At 32.4% G+C, this 13,450-nt stretch carries 10 protein-coding genes, 1 pseudogene and 1 riboswitch; of the genes and pseudogenes, 3 read left to right on the top strand and 8 right to left on the bottom strand.

Features of this window, described 5'->3' with window-relative positions:
• Window positions 1-232: 232 nt before the first annotated feature.
• Both K5I29_RS03730 and K5I29_RS03725 read left to right on the top strand, forming a co-directional pair.
• Window positions 233-1,354 (top strand): glycosyl hydrolase family 79 N-terminal domain-containing protein, encoded by a 1,122-nt coding sequence (locus K5I29_RS03730; protein WP_264434509.1) that lies wholly within the window; start codon window positions 233-235, stop codon window positions 1,352-1,354.
• Window positions 1,355-1,377: 23 nt separating this feature from the next.
• Window positions 1,378-1,797, top strand: coding sequence for a hypothetical protein (locus K5I29_RS03725; RefSeq protein WP_264434508.1), 420 nt, complete (start codon window positions 1,378-1,380; stop codon window positions 1,795-1,797).
• Window positions 1,798-1,866: 69 nt separating this feature from the next.
• Here the strand turns inward: K5I29_RS03725 and K5I29_RS03720 are convergent, their stop codons facing one another.
• The 5 genes and pseudogenes from K5I29_RS03720 to fabG all read right to left on the bottom strand — a co-directional run bounded on the left by K5I29_RS03720 (window position 1,867) and on the right by fabG (window position 9,686).
• On the bottom strand, window positions 1,867-2,127 hold the full coding sequence (locus K5I29_RS03720) for a hypothetical protein (protein ID WP_264434507.1): 261 nt from the start codon (window positions 2,125-2,127) through the stop codon (window positions 1,867-1,869).
• A gap of 175 nt (window positions 2,128-2,302) precedes the next feature.
• On the bottom strand, window positions 2,303-2,863 hold the full coding sequence (locus K5I29_RS03715; protein ID WP_264434506.1) for a GNAT family N-acetyltransferase: 561 nt from the start codon (window positions 2,861-2,863) through the stop codon (window positions 2,303-2,305).
• Between the two features lie 6 nt (window positions 2,864-2,869).
• Window positions 2,870-5,991: pseudogene (locus K5I29_RS03710) on the bottom strand (S41 family peptidase).
• A gap of 851 nt (window positions 5,992-6,842) precedes the next feature.
• Window positions 6,843-8,867, bottom strand: coding sequence for a hypothetical protein (locus K5I29_RS03705; RefSeq protein WP_264434505.1), 2,025 nt, complete (start codon window positions 8,865-8,867; stop codon window positions 6,843-6,845).
• Window positions 8,868-8,939: 72 nt separating this feature from the next.
• On the bottom strand, window positions 8,940-9,686 hold the full coding sequence (gene fabG, locus K5I29_RS03700; RefSeq protein ID WP_264434503.1) for a 3-oxoacyl-[acyl-carrier-protein] reductase: 747 nt from the start codon (window positions 9,684-9,686) through the stop codon (window positions 8,940-8,942).
• Between the two features lie 132 nt (window positions 9,687-9,818).
• Between fabG and K5I29_RS03695 the strand changes: the two genes are divergently transcribed.
• Window positions 9,819-10,454 carry a nitroreductase family protein gene (locus tag K5I29_RS03695; protein ID WP_264434502.1) on the top strand — a complete coding sequence of 212 codons (636 nt, stop codon included), beginning with the start codon at window positions 9,819-9,821 and terminating at the stop codon, window positions 10,452-10,454.
• Window positions 10,455-10,492: 38 nt separating this feature from the next.
• On the opposite strand, the gene K5I29_RS03690 is transcribed toward K5I29_RS03695, so the two are convergent.
• The 3 genes from K5I29_RS03690 to sucD all read right to left on the bottom strand — a co-directional run bounded on the left by K5I29_RS03690 (window position 10,493) and on the right by sucD (window position 13,352).
• A complete protein-coding gene (locus K5I29_RS03690; protein WP_264434501.1) occupies window positions 10,493-10,858 on the bottom strand; it encodes a DUF805 domain-containing protein in 366 nt (121 codons plus the stop codon).
• A gap of 64 nt (window positions 10,859-10,922) precedes the next feature.
• Entirely contained in the window at window positions 10,923-12,245 is a 1,323-nt protein-coding gene (locus K5I29_RS03685) for a Na+/H+ antiporter NhaC family protein (RefSeq protein ID WP_264434500.1), read from the bottom strand.
• A 30-nt stretch (window positions 12,246-12,275) separates the two neighbouring features.
• Window positions 12,276-12,369: riboswitch (SAM-I-IV-variant riboswitch) on the bottom strand.
• 107 nt (window positions 12,370-12,476) lie between these two features.
• The gene (sucD, locus tag K5I29_RS03680; protein WP_264434499.1) at window positions 12,477-13,352 is read right to left on the bottom strand and encodes a succinate--CoA ligase subunit alpha; all 876 of its coding nucleotides are present in this window, start codon (window positions 13,350-13,352) and stop codon (window positions 12,477-12,479) included.
• Window positions 13,353-13,450: the final 98 nt, after the last annotated feature.

Here is a 13,450-nt window from a genome sequence, read left to right as displayed (position 1 = left end):
TATATACAAAAACATTGTATTTTTAGCTATCGTTTTGTGTGATGACATTAAAATATAATATGAAGTAATGTAAAGTTTTTACAAAAAGTAAATTTCGCACATATTTTATAGAGAACCTATTTTTATAGATATAATTATTTATCTTTTTAGATACATTATTTATATAAAAACCGCAACTATATAATTTACAACAACATGCAAACGTTTTATACAATAACTAAAACTTAAAAGTATGATACGTAAAGGAATTTATTGCGTTTGCATCATAACCATGCTTGCCTCATGTAACAAAACAGATAAAAAAGATTCAGAAAAACAACCAGCAATTAATCCAAAGGAAATGAAACAGATTGGAACGGTAAGCGAATATTATCAATCATACAATGTCGAAATGGTCGAAGTTATCGGTGGTGGCTTCTGGAAACCGTATAAAGATATGAAAGCGCTACCAACAGCCCAATCGGTTTCAACATACAACGTTTCAGAAAAAAATCCAGATTTGTATCAGGAGCTAAAACCAATCGATTTAACAAATAAAAGATTGGTAAACATGGCAAAAGGTTTAGGACCAGCTTATGTTCGCGTTAGCGGAACCTGGGCCAATTCCATTTATTTTCAAGATAACGATTTACCACCGGCTCCAGCACCAAAAGGTTTTGCAAATGTAGTTACCCAAAAGCAATGGAAAGGCGTTGTAGATTTTGTTAAAAATTTAGATAACAAATTAATTACTTCCTTCGCAGTTTCAAACGGGGTGCGTGATAAAAATGGCGTTTGGACGCCCGTTGAAGCTCAAAAACTATTAGATTATACCAAAAGTTTAGGCGGTAAAATAGATGCAGCCGAATTATTTAATGAACCAACCATGCCAACAGCTGGTGGGGATATTAATCCAAAATATGATGCCAATAACTTTGCTGCCGATGTTCGTGTATTTAACAAATGGGCGAAAGATAGCGTTCCTAATATGTTAACCGTAGGTCCTAGTTCGGTTGGCGAGGGCTCGCCTACCGTAACTTTACAAGGAGTTGGTATGACCATTTTACCAACCGAAGCTTTATTATCTGCCAAACCAGAAGCTAAATTTGATGTTTTTTCATATCATTTTTATGGAGCTGCATCAATTAGAATGATGCAAAGCGGGCCATTTACAATAAAAGCGAAAGATGCATTAACAGAAGCTTGGTTATTTAAAACGGATACCGTAGAAACCTTTTATGCCGGAATGCGTGACAAGTTTATGCCAGGTAAACCAATTTGGATAACAGAAACAGCACAAGCTGCTGCAGGCGGTGATCCGTATTCAGCAACATATTTAGATTCGTTTAGATATTATACCAACACGGATCTTTAGCTAAAAAAGGCGTTCAGATAATTATGTACAATACCTTAGCAGCAGGAATTTACAGCTTATTAGATCAAAGTACTTACCTACCTAAACCCAATTATTGGGCTGCTTTGCTTTGGTCTAAATTAATGGGAACCGAAGTTTATGAGGCAGGAAAAGGCGAACCTGGAGTTTACTTATTTGCGCACAACACAAAAAACACCAACAACAGCCTAACTTTGTTAGTTATTAATACAAATGAGAAAGAAATTGAATTAAACTTATCTGAAAATGCAAAACAATTTACATTAACATCAGATAAATTAGAAGGAACTGAAGTTTTTTTAAACGGAAATAAACTTGCTATTACAGAAGCCGATGAATTGCCAGAAATTATTGGTAAAGACGTAAAAAAAGGAATAGTAAAAATACCTGCATATAGCTTAAGTTTTTTTACTTTACCAAAGTAAAACGTAGTAAATTAAAAAATCCCGGGTCCACAACAACCACGGGATTTTTAATTAAAAGATCAATGTGCTTTAATCTTCGTCTTGCCCATTCGGAAACATATAATCCATAATGGTATTTTCGTCATAAAAATCAAATTCTTTTTTTGTGTTCTGAATTTTATGTAAAAGTTTTTCAAAGCGATAAATAGCTTTCGGATCGTGTTCCATATCCATTGCTATTTCAACTCTTTTTTCTAAATCATAAAGTAAATGATCAGCATCAGGTTGCTGATTTTCCAAAGCTTCATTAATTTCATTTAACTCTTCAGCAAAATCTTTTAAATCGTTCATGGTTATTATGTTTTAGCTGATGCAAAAATAAGGGCTTTGAGAAAGTAAAAAAACGATTTTACAAAAGTTAAAATTAATTTAATATTACGAGTGATTTGTTTACAATAAAATAACCCCAGAACCTATTTCTGGGGTTATTTTATTGTAAACAAAAAGTTTATTAAAAATTAGTTAATTAATCGCAGTTGAATGTTATGGACTGATATTCACTTTTTAAAAGTGAAAAAACATGCAAATCATGAAATAAATTAGGTTGCAATTGTTCGGCTTGCCTTTCAATTCCTTCAAAAGTAAATCCTAATTTTTTAGGAATGGCTTGGCTTGCAAAATTTAAACTACCGCACTTAATGGTTATTCTGTTAAAATGCAACGTATTAAAAGCATAATTACAAATAGCTTGGGTTGCTAAGGTTGTAAACCCTTGTCCAGAAAAACTTTCTGAAACCCAATAACCAATTTCAGTTTTATTGTTTGCCAAATCGGTCCGTAATAAAGAAATTAAGCCAATTATTTGCTGGTTCACTTTCATAGCAAATGTAAATTCTAAAGCTTCTTTTGGTTTTTGCAACAAACTGGCAATCCAATTTTCGGTATCGCTTACTTGGTTGGTATGTTTTATAAATGGCAACCACTGCCCTAAGTACAATTTTTGAGTAGCAATAATATCAAAAATAGCTGGCGCATCCTGTATGGTAACCAATTCTAAACAAAAGTTTGCCTTAACATCAATTTTCATAAAAAACTATTTGGCTAAATCTTTTAAAATTTCTTGCACTGCACGTTCTAACTGCGGATCGTTATTTTCTAAACGATCAACAAACGTATTCTTTACATAAATATCTGGCGCAACCCCTGTTTTTTCAAGGTTATCACCAGCTAACGTATAAGTTCCCCAAGCAGGTAATCGGTACGACGATCCGTCAACCAATCCTTTTGCTGAAGTGAAAATGATCCAACGGTACGTTTCTTGACCAATAATTTTACCCAATTGCAATTCTTTAAACCCAGCAGCTGTCATTTCGGCATCGCTTAATGAATATTCGTTTATAAGTAAAACAATTGGTTTACCTGCAGGAGCAAAGTTAGGTTGTACGGTTAATTGACCTTCGCGGTATTTCCATTGTAAATACGGACGTTGTGCTAAAAAGTTAAGTACTTTATCGTGCACATTTCCGCCGGTGTTAAATCGTAAATCTAAAATTAATCCTTCTTTTTGGTTTTCTTGTTCAACCATATCCAACAAAAACGATTCTAATTCAGCCGTCCCCATATTTTTCATGTACGAATACGCTATTTTATTATCACTAAGCTCATTAACTTGTTTTTTGTTAGCAGCAATCCACTCATCATATAACAAGCCTTTAAAAGCCGCGTTTGATATGGGATGAATTTTGGCAGTTTTTACTTTACCGTTACGATTAAATTCTAAAACTAATTCATCTTGCTTGGTTGGTGTTGTAAAATATGCATCACGATTTTGGCTTGAGTCTATTTTCACACCGTTAACCGAAACTAAAATATCGCCAGGCAAAACATCAACCGATTGTGCAAATGCTGGCGATTTACGCACCACGCGTTCTACCTCAAACGGATTATCTGTTTTAAAAACAATTCCGGTTTCGTTGGTAAAATAGGTAAGTTGCTTTTCTTCTTCTTTACCTGATGATGAAAAACCTAAATGCGACGAATTTAATTCGCCCAACAAATCGTTTAATAAAATACGTAAATCGTTACGATTGGTAACGTAAGGTAAAAAAGCTGCATATTGTGCTTTTTTGGCTTGCCAATCTAAACCATGAAAATTTTCGTCATAAAAATTCTCTTCTACCCCAGCCCATGCTTCATCGTACATTTGTACAAATTCATTATTCAGGTTTTTAGTAAACGCATGGTTTATTTTAATTTGTTCCGGATTGGTGGCGTTAATTCCCATTTTATAAATGTTGCCACCGCTTAAAAAGTAAACGTTTTTATCGTTTTTTAAAATTTGATACGAGGCACGATTAAATATTTTATCGTTTTTAGTTTCATCAAAATCTACAAACGTTTTGCGGTACAATTGGTATTTGCCGTTTTCTTGGTTGGTGTTGTAAAACACAACTTCTTTTTTGCCATCTTCAAAAACTTGTGGAGATGATTGGTTACCGAAACGGTCAGAAACGCGTTCTACACGTTCTAAAACACCATCAGCATTTACCGTTAGCGCTTTAAACGCTTCTTTTTCTTGTTTTTTTTCTGCTTTATCTAGTTTCTTTTCTTCTTCAAATAACTTATCAAACTGATCGGATTTAAACGGATCGTTAAACCAATCTAAAGCAAAACGATAAACGCTTGGATTTTGCATTCCTAATGGATAAGACGGATTGATACGATCGCTCGTAAAATAAATGTACTTACCATTTGGCGACCAAACTGCATCGGTTTCGGTAACGCTGGTGTTGGTTAAATTAATTGTTTGATTTTTTTGATATGATGCACAAAAATATCTAACTCAAAATTGCGCTTGGCTGTAAACAAAACATATTCCCCGTTAGGTGAAAACGAAGGTGCAGAATTTTGAAAGGCCCACAATTCATCTTTTACAATCGGTTTAGATTTAAACGATTTTAAATCTAATAAACGTACTTCGTCACGACCGCTTAAATAAACCGCTTCGGTTAAATCGTTATTAAACGCAATATCACGGTTGTTACGTAAATCGTTTGTTAGTTGTTTGGGTAAACCTTTACCGGTAGCTTCTACCGTAAACCAATTTTGGTACCCGTTGTTGGTTTGATTAAATAGCAGGTTTTTATTGTCTTTCAACCATTTTACTTCCATAGCACGTTCTTTACCGTTGGTAATTTGGGTTACAAACTTACCTTCTAGATCAGAAACAAAAACAATTCCGCGGCTTACAAAAGCTAATTTTTTTCCGTCGGGAGAAACATCGAAGTACGAAATATCATCTGCCACAGTAAAACTTTTATCTTTTGCTAAAACCGGATTGGTATTAACCTGAACCGAAATCGGATTGGTGCTGTTTGTTGCTACATCATACAAATACAATTGATAATCTTTTTCAAAAACAACTTTAGATCCGTCAGCAGAAACCGAAGGTTTTTTTATTGAAGAATCAAATTGCGTAAGTGCTGTTTTGATGCCATTTTCAATTTTATACAAATTGTATTCGCCATTATTCTCATCAGAAATAAAATAAATAACACCGTTTTTATCAACCGATGCATTAAAATCTTTTCCGTTGTAATCGGTATATTGTTTAAATGCTTTTGTTTTAGGATTGTAAGCGAGTAAATCGGGGTTATTTTCACCTTTATATCGTTTACGAGCAACCTGATTTGAACTTTCGGTTGAATTGGTGAAAATAAATTCGCCCGCTGGCGTTTCAACTAATCCATTGGTTGTATTAAAATAATTGCTAAATAAAGGTTGAGGCGTACCGCCATTAACATTTACTTTATAACTGCCGTAATTATTATTTGCAGTTGATGTGAAATAAATGGTTTCGTTATCCCACGACCAACTTTCTACATCATCTTTTGCTTGATGAAAAGTTAGTTGCTTAATTGGTCCGCCTTGAATGGGCATCACAAAAACATCGTAATTACCAAATTGGTTTGAACTAAATGCCAACCATTTTCCGTCTGGCGAAACACGCGGATTAATTTCTTCACCCGGTAAAGCGGTTATACGAGATGCATTTCCGCCCGATGTTTTTACTTTCCAAATATCTCCTTCGTAACTAAAATAAGCTGTTTTTCCGTCTGGGCTTAAAGATGGGTTTGAAGTAAAATAAGCTTGTTGTTGAGCAGCTGCTGATAAAAAACAAAGGCAGCTAAATAGCGTAGTAATTTTTTTATTCATTTTTAGTGAGATTATAGTTAGCATAAACTTAATAATTAATTAAGAAATATCTCACTTTGAAATAATTAAAATATCTAATTAAATAAATCAATTTAAAGTAGCACATAATACAATTTAAAGGTAAAATTTTTTGTAACAAATTTTAAATTGTTCTGTTAGAAGTTTACAAAAAAATATGATTAGCATTTAATTTTATTTTACACAATAACGACATCGAATAAAAAATAAATTCATAAAACTAAAAAACAACAAATGCACAAATAAGACATTTTATAAAACAAACCTGAACAAAGCATCTTTTTACAAAATTAAATTATATAAAAACCAAGAGTAATTACTGATTTAATTTACTTAAACTTTTAGTTGATATAAATATGCTTATTATTTTGATTATATGCTAATTAGTTTTTTATTATAAATAAAATCTATATTGATTTTTGTTCAAAAAAAACCCTTAATATGATTTTGGCCTTCTAAAAAACGATTTGTTTTAAATTTTACAAATACACAAAAATTACACAACAAAATTTTACTCATTCTTATTATTTATATTTACTTAAAACAAAACTTGCATTATTTTAACCATAATAAAATATTACAAACAACTATTACAAATAATTAAAACTTAAAAAGTTTTTAAATGAATATTTTTTGCAACAGTTAATTAAAAATATGAACAAAAAATAAATACTCTATTTTATAGCTAATTAAAAATGTTGTTGCTTTATTTTCACTTCACCCCTATTCTTTTCTGTTTTAAAAAATACATTTTACTTTATATTTAAGTTATTATGAATTACAGAAACAAAAAAAACAACCGCAATGCTGCGGTTGCTTTTTATTTATAACATTTATTTTAATCCGTTGTATTTACGTAAAAACCATTCGGCAGTAAAGCAAATCAAAATAAGTAATAAAATATAACGCCAATCTATCAAGCTTTTTTGAGTTTTACTTTCATGCTGTGTTGGCACATAATCTGAATTAGCAAGTAAATCTTGAATAACAGCTTCTATATTCTGACTGTAATACAAGCTTGTTTTAAATTGATTAGCCAAAGCTTGTAATTGTTGTTTATTGGCTTGTAACGCTTGTTTTTCTGGGTTAAAAGCAAGCACCTCGAATGTTTTGGATATTTGCGTTTTGCTTTTAGGTTCGATTACTTGAATTTGGTATACACCAGGATCTAAACCTTCAAGATTTAAAATCGCTTGATTGGTTGCTGAGGTAAAAACAAGCTTCGTTTTATTATTGGTTGTAAGTTGCTCTAAATTGGCCTCTAAAACCGCTTGCGCATCGTATTCTAAATTTTTATTAAAATATTGAGCAGTTACCTGAATGGTTTCGTTCTGATTGTAAATCGGATCTATATCTACCAATAAGTTTTGCTTGGGCTGCTGAATGGCTAAATATTGAACAATTTTATTAATTAATTCATCAAAATACGAATTCTGATCGGCTGTTTCAATCCGCCATTTCCATAAATTCTCACCAAACCAATAACTTTTTTTCTGTTTATTTTGAACTTCAGTAAACGTGAGCAAAGGCAAATGGGTTGTTATTCCTTTTATTTTTAAATACAATAAGGTATTTTGCTGCGTTTGGGGCTTAAATGTTCCGAAAGGCATATCTAAGCCCGGCAAGGCATCAAATGCTAAATTAGGCGGTTCAAAAACAGTAAAATTGGGGTTAATTTGACCGGCATATGCTTCTTTTTGATTAGAGAATTGAAACTGAAAATCTTTTTGCTTTTGATTGAGCCAATTGTAATTGGTATGCAAACCACCAATAAGCCAATAATTCAATTGTTTTTTTTCTATTTCATCCCAAACTTTAGCAAAACCTGCATCGGGCTGGTATAAAATTACAACATCATATGCTTGCAGCGATTGTACCTGATCAGGTTTTAAAAGGCTTACTTTGCGATGTTCGTTTTTTTCGATTGCATTTTTTAATGTACCTAAATCGGGATGCATGATGTTGCTAAGCAAGGCAACATTCGTTTTTTGATCAATTACTTCAACAGCAACAACTTTACTGTTGTTTTGTATGTTTTTTTCGGGTAGTTTACTTTGTAACTCAACTTTATATTTTTTTACACCTACAGCTTGTGCCTTTAAATAAATCACCTCGGCAATGGCATTTTTATTGGGTGTAATTTCTATTTGTTTTTTATAAACAACCTTTCCGCTTTCGGTAACAACCAAATTAACTGTTGTAGGAACTTGTGTGGCAACATAGCCAAAAACTTCGATCGGAAATTCATTATTTAAATAAACATATTTATTAGTTTGTGCGTGGGTTAATTGCGCATCGTAAACAAAAGCTGTATCTCCAACTACAACCGGATATACGGTATTATTGGGTGAAAAAGCAAAAACATAATCGGAACCTTGCGTCTGATTTCCGTCGGATATTAACAAAACCGGATGGTGCGAATTTTTATATAAACCTTTTAAGGTTATGGCAGCTTGTGCAATTTGCGTTTCTCGCCCAGCAAAGCTTAAAGAATCGGTTTCTAATTCAATATTTTTTGCAAACGGATAAACTTGTACGTTATATTTTGCATTAAGTGCTTTATGCTGTTTGAAATAAGTTACCCAATTGGTTTGTGTAAAAGCGCTATCTAATATTTTTATAGATTGAGAATTATCTAGTAAAACAGGTAAAACAACCTTTTCTGTTTGTTGGGTTTTAGTTGTAATAGTTGGGTTTATAAGTAAAACAAACACCAATAAAAAGCTTATAAAACGCAAAAAAGCTAAAACATAAACGTACGTTCGTTTTGTTTTAGCTTTAAAAATATATTGTAAATAAGATAATCCAAACGCTGCCGCAACAGCTGCGATTATTAATAAGGTTTGCGTTTGCATCATTTTAAAAAAAATTTGATTTGGCTTTTGTGAAAATAAATCAAATAATTGTAAAAATGAAACTTATCTTTTTAATTATGTTAACATACCGCCATCAACATTAATAACCTGACCGGTTACATAAGCTGACATATCTGATGCTAAGAAAACGCAAACGTTAGCAACATCTTCTGCAGATCCGCCACGTTTTAAAGGAATTGCATCTGCCCAACCTTTTACTACTTCTGGCGCTAATTTAGCTGTCATTTCGGTTTCAATAAAACCTGGAGCAATTACGTTACAACGAATATTACGAGAACCCAATTCTAACGCGATTGATTTAGAAAAACCAATAACTCCAGCTTTTGATGCTGCGTAGTTTGTTTGTCCGGCATTACCTTTAACCCCAACTACCGAGCTCATGTTTATAATTGAACCTTTGCGGTTTTTAAGCATTGTTTTTTGTACGGCTTTGGTCATGTTGAAAACAGATTTTAAGTTTACATCAATAACCGAATCAAAATCTTCTTCAGACATACGCATTAATAAGTTATCTTTAGTAACACCTGCGTTGTTGATTAAAATATCAATAGTACCAAATTCTGCTAAAACTGCATCAACCAATTCTTGAGATTGATTAAAATCTGCAGCGTTAGATTTATATCCTTTTGCTTTAATACCTAAAGCTGATAATTCATTTTCTAATGTTTTGGCAGCTTCTTCAGACGAGCTGTATGTAAAAGCCACATTCGCACCTTGTTTTGCGAAAACTTCAGCAACTCCTCTACCAATACCACGCGTAGCACCAGTAATAATTGCTGTTTTTCCTTCTAACAATTTCATATAGATTTAGTTTTTATTTCGCAACAAATATAATAATTATATATAAAGTTCTAAATAAGATGCGTGATAAATAATGGTTGATTTGTTTTTAAAAATAAGAATCCATCGTAACTTGTATAAAAATTATTTAGTATGACATTAATTCAAAATTTAAATTGGAGACATGCTGTTAAAGCATATGATGCAACCAAAAAAGTTTCTCAAGAAAATATAGATAAAATAGTTGAAGCAGCACGTTTAGCACCAACATCATCCGGTTTACAACCTTTTAAAGTTATTGTTGTTGAAAACCAAGAAATTAAAGAAAAATTAGTTGAAGGATCATTAAACCCTGAATGCATGCGCGATTGCTCGCATTTGCTTGTTTTTGCTGGTTGGGACAAATATACGCCTGAAAGAATTGATTACATTTATGATTTAACTACTTCAGAACGCGGTTTGCCACAAGGACGTTTTAATAGCTATACAGACAAAATTAAAGCTAAGTTTGGAAGCCTTTCTGATGCAGAGAATCATAACCACGTAGCCAATCAAGTTTATATTGCTTTAGGTTTAGCCCTGGCGCAAGCTGCCGAATTAAAAGTTGATACTACACCCGTGGGTGGATTTGATAAAAAAGTAATTGATGATGTTTTAAAACTACACGATTTAAACCTTAAAAGCGTTGTTTTAATGTACGTGGGTTATGCTGATGCTGAAAAAGATTGGGTTGGCCCAATGAAAAAAGTTAGATTACCTAAAGAAGAATTTGTAATTGAAATTAAGTAATAAAAAAAGCCTCGAAATTCGAGGCTTTTTTTATTATATTATTGTTGAGTTCCAATATCATCGATTGATTCTCCTTTTCCTTTAGGATCTTTTCCGAATCTATTATCTCCAATTGTTCCTTCAGTACAAGCTAAAATTAGATTATAAATAGGGATTAGAACAAACCAACCACTTTTATTTACATCATGCATTCTTCTAACAGCTACTGCAATACTTGGAATTAAAATAACTAAAGAATAAGCACTCATAATTGCATCTGGTAAACTTAATAGTCCGCAAATAAAACCAACTACAAAAGACACGATTATATTTGCTAAAGCAAAATACCAATATTCTTTTCTTCTTGCCCTTCCATTAAAGTTTGCGTAGTTTTCAAAAACTACCTTTTTATACCACTGAAACATAATTTTAATTTAATAATTATACATAATCATCTATATAACGGCAAAAAAAATATTTATTGCACGGTTATCTCATTTTAGATAAATATCTATCTACTGGTTTAAAATAAATAGCAATTAGGGTAAAAATTAATAAAATATACAAGTAGAAAGAAGAAATAAAAAGTTGACCATAACTTAGTTGTGTACCTTCATAACTCAACAACAATAAAACTTGTGCCCCATAAGGTAACAAGCCTTGAATAATACATGAAAAAATGTCCATTATGGTTGCCGATTTACGATTATCGATTTGATATTCATCTGAAATATCTTTTACAATTGGCCCTGCAACTACAATTGATACGGTATTATTTGCAATAGCTGAATTAATACACGAAGTAATTACTCCAATACCAACCTGAGCTGATTTTGGCGTTTTAATTAATTTTTTAATTTTAGAAACTAAAAATGCTATTCCGCCTTGTTTTTCTACCATAGCTGCTAATCCACCAGTAAGCAAAGACAGTAAAAAAATATCGATCATGCTTAAAAATCCATTATAAATTTCGGTGCAGTAAGTAATCCAATTTAAACTTCCGAAACTAAATCCGATTAGCCCAGAAAAAAGAATACCAATAAATAAGGTAACAAAAACATTTAATCCTAAAATTGCTAATACAATTACCAATAGGTACGGAATTATTGTCCAATAATTTACTGCTACAACGGGTAATTCGGCTGTAATATTTGGTGCGGTAAATCCTATAAATAATAAAATAATAACCGTAACAACGGCTGCTGGTAAAGCAATATAAAGGTTTACTTTAAATTTATCTTTTAAATCACAATCTAAAGATTGCGTTGCAGCTATGGTTGTGTCTGAAATCATAGAAAGATTATCTCCTAACATAGATCCGCCAAGTAAAGCGCCAGCTAATAAAGGCAACAATTCTGGAGTTACCTCATGAAATCCCATAACAATCGGGCCTAAAGCAACGATTGAACCAACCGAAGTTCCGGATGCAGTTGATAAAAATGAAGCAACAAGAAAAACACCTAAAGGTAAAAAACGCAAATCAAAATAATTTAGACCTAAATTTACAATAGCATCTACCCCACCAATATATTTAGTTACAACTGCAAAAGCACCTGCTAATAAATAAATAATACACATGGTTATAATTTTGCTATCGCCACAACCCTTTATAAAGGTTTCCATTTTATCGTTAATTGCGCCTTTATATAATAGCACGGCGGATGCAATACCTATTATTACTGCTATTGGTGATGGAATGGTATAAAAACTTTCGGTTATTATACCAAAAGCTAAAAAGGAAAAAATAAAAAAAGCAAAAGGAATTAAACTAATGAAAGATGCTTTTTTGTTGTTTTGTAATTCTGAATTCATAACATATAAATAAACGAACTACAGAGAAGCAATTTCAACATTTTTTCCAAAATCTTGGCTTATCTTTTTAGCACCTTGCTTGTTGTTGCAGGTTGCTATCTCTGTGAGATTCGTGATAATAATGTGCAAAGATACTACTATTTAATAGAATTGCAAATTGAGAAGTTAAATCAAATAAAAAAGCAGATTCCTATATAGGAATCTGCTTTTTTATTGTGGGTTTTAAGATAATTATCCTAAAACTTCTTTTACTTTTTTACCAATTTCTGCTGGAGAATCTACAACGTGAATACCGTTTTCTCTCATAATGCGTTTTTTAGCTTCTGCTGTATCATCAGCACCACCAACAATAGCACCTGCGTGACCCATTGTACGTCCTTTTGGAGCTGTTTCACCAGCTATAAAACCAATTACTGGTTTTCTGTTACCGTCTGCTTTAACCCAACGAGCTGCATCAGCTTCTAATTGTCCACCAATTTCACCAATCATAATGATTGCTTCAGTTTCTGGATCGTTCATTAAAAGTTCAACTGCTTCTTTAGTTGTAGTACCAATAATTGGGTCACCACCAATACCAATTGCAGTTGTAATACCCATACCTTGTTTAACAACTTGGTCAGCAGCTTCATAAGTTAAAGTACCAGATTTAGATACGATACCTACTTTACCTTTTTTGAATACAAAACCTGGCATAATACCAACTTTAGCTTCACCTGGAGTAATAACACCTGGACAATTTGGTCCGATTAAACGGCAGTTTTCTCTAGATTTTACGTATTGGTTTGCTTTTGTCATGTCAGCAACTGGAATACCTTCAGTAATACAAATAATTACTTTAATACCAGCAGCAGCAGCTTCCATAATAGCGTCTGCAGCAAATGCTGGCGGTACGAAAATGATAGATGTATCTGCTCCTGTTGTATCTACAGCATCTTGTACTGTGTTAAAAACTGGACGATCTAAATGTGTTGTTCCACCTTTTGCTGGTGTTACTCCACCTACCACATTAGTTCCGTATTCAATCATTTGAGAAGCGTGGAAAGTTCCTTCACTTCCTGTAAAACCTTGAACAATTATTTTAGAATCTTTATTTACTAAAACGCTCATAACTTAATTATTATTATTGTTTGTTTATTATTGTTTTGCAAGTATTATTTTAAAGTCTAAATATACAACTTATTGAACGATTTTTAGATACTTTTGAA

The sequence above is a fragment of the Flavobacterium agricola genome (assembly GCF_025919725.1).
In the GTDB taxonomy this organism is placed as follows: Bacteria; Bacteroidota; Bacteroidia; order Flavobacteriales; family Flavobacteriaceae; genus Flavobacterium; species Flavobacterium agricola.
Note: the sequence above shows the minus strand (reverse complement) of the source record. Positions and strands in the feature narration are given on the sequence as shown.

Coding starts and splice junctions, on each gene's coding strand:
- K5I29_RS03730 (WP_264434509.1), top strand. CDS start 233: ATGATACGTAAAGGAATTTATTGCGTTTGCATCATAACCATGCTTGCC.
- K5I29_RS03725 (WP_264434508.1), top strand. CDS start 1,378: ATGTACAATACCTTAGCAGCAGGAATTTACAGCTTATTAGATCAAAGT.
- K5I29_RS03720 (WP_264434507.1), bottom strand. CDS start 2,127: ATGAACGATTTAAAAGATTTTGCTGAAGAGTTAAATGAAATTAATGAA.
- K5I29_RS03715 (WP_264434506.1), bottom strand. CDS start 2,863: ATGAAAATTGATGTTAAGGCAAACTTTTGTTTAGAATTGGTTACCATA.
- K5I29_RS03705 (WP_264434505.1), bottom strand. CDS start 8,867: ATGATGCAAACGCAAACCTTATTAATAATCGCAGCTGTTGCGGCAGCG.
- fabG (WP_264434503.1), bottom strand. CDS start 9,686: ATGAAATTGTTAGAAGGAAAAACAGCAATTATTACTGGTGCTACGCGT.
- K5I29_RS03695 (WP_264434502.1), top strand. CDS start 9,819: ATGACATTAATTCAAAATTTAAATTGGAGACATGCTGTTAAAGCATAT.
- K5I29_RS03690 (WP_264434501.1), bottom strand. CDS start 10,858: ATGTTTCAGTGGTATAAAAAGGTAGTTTTTGAAAACTACGCAAACTTT.
- K5I29_RS03685 (WP_264434500.1), bottom strand. CDS start 12,245: ATGAATTCAGAATTACAAAACAACAAAAAAGCATCTTTCATTAGTTTA.
- sucD (WP_264434499.1), bottom strand. CDS start 13,352: ATGAGCGTTTTAGTAAATAAAGATTCTAAAATAATTGTTCAAGGTTTT.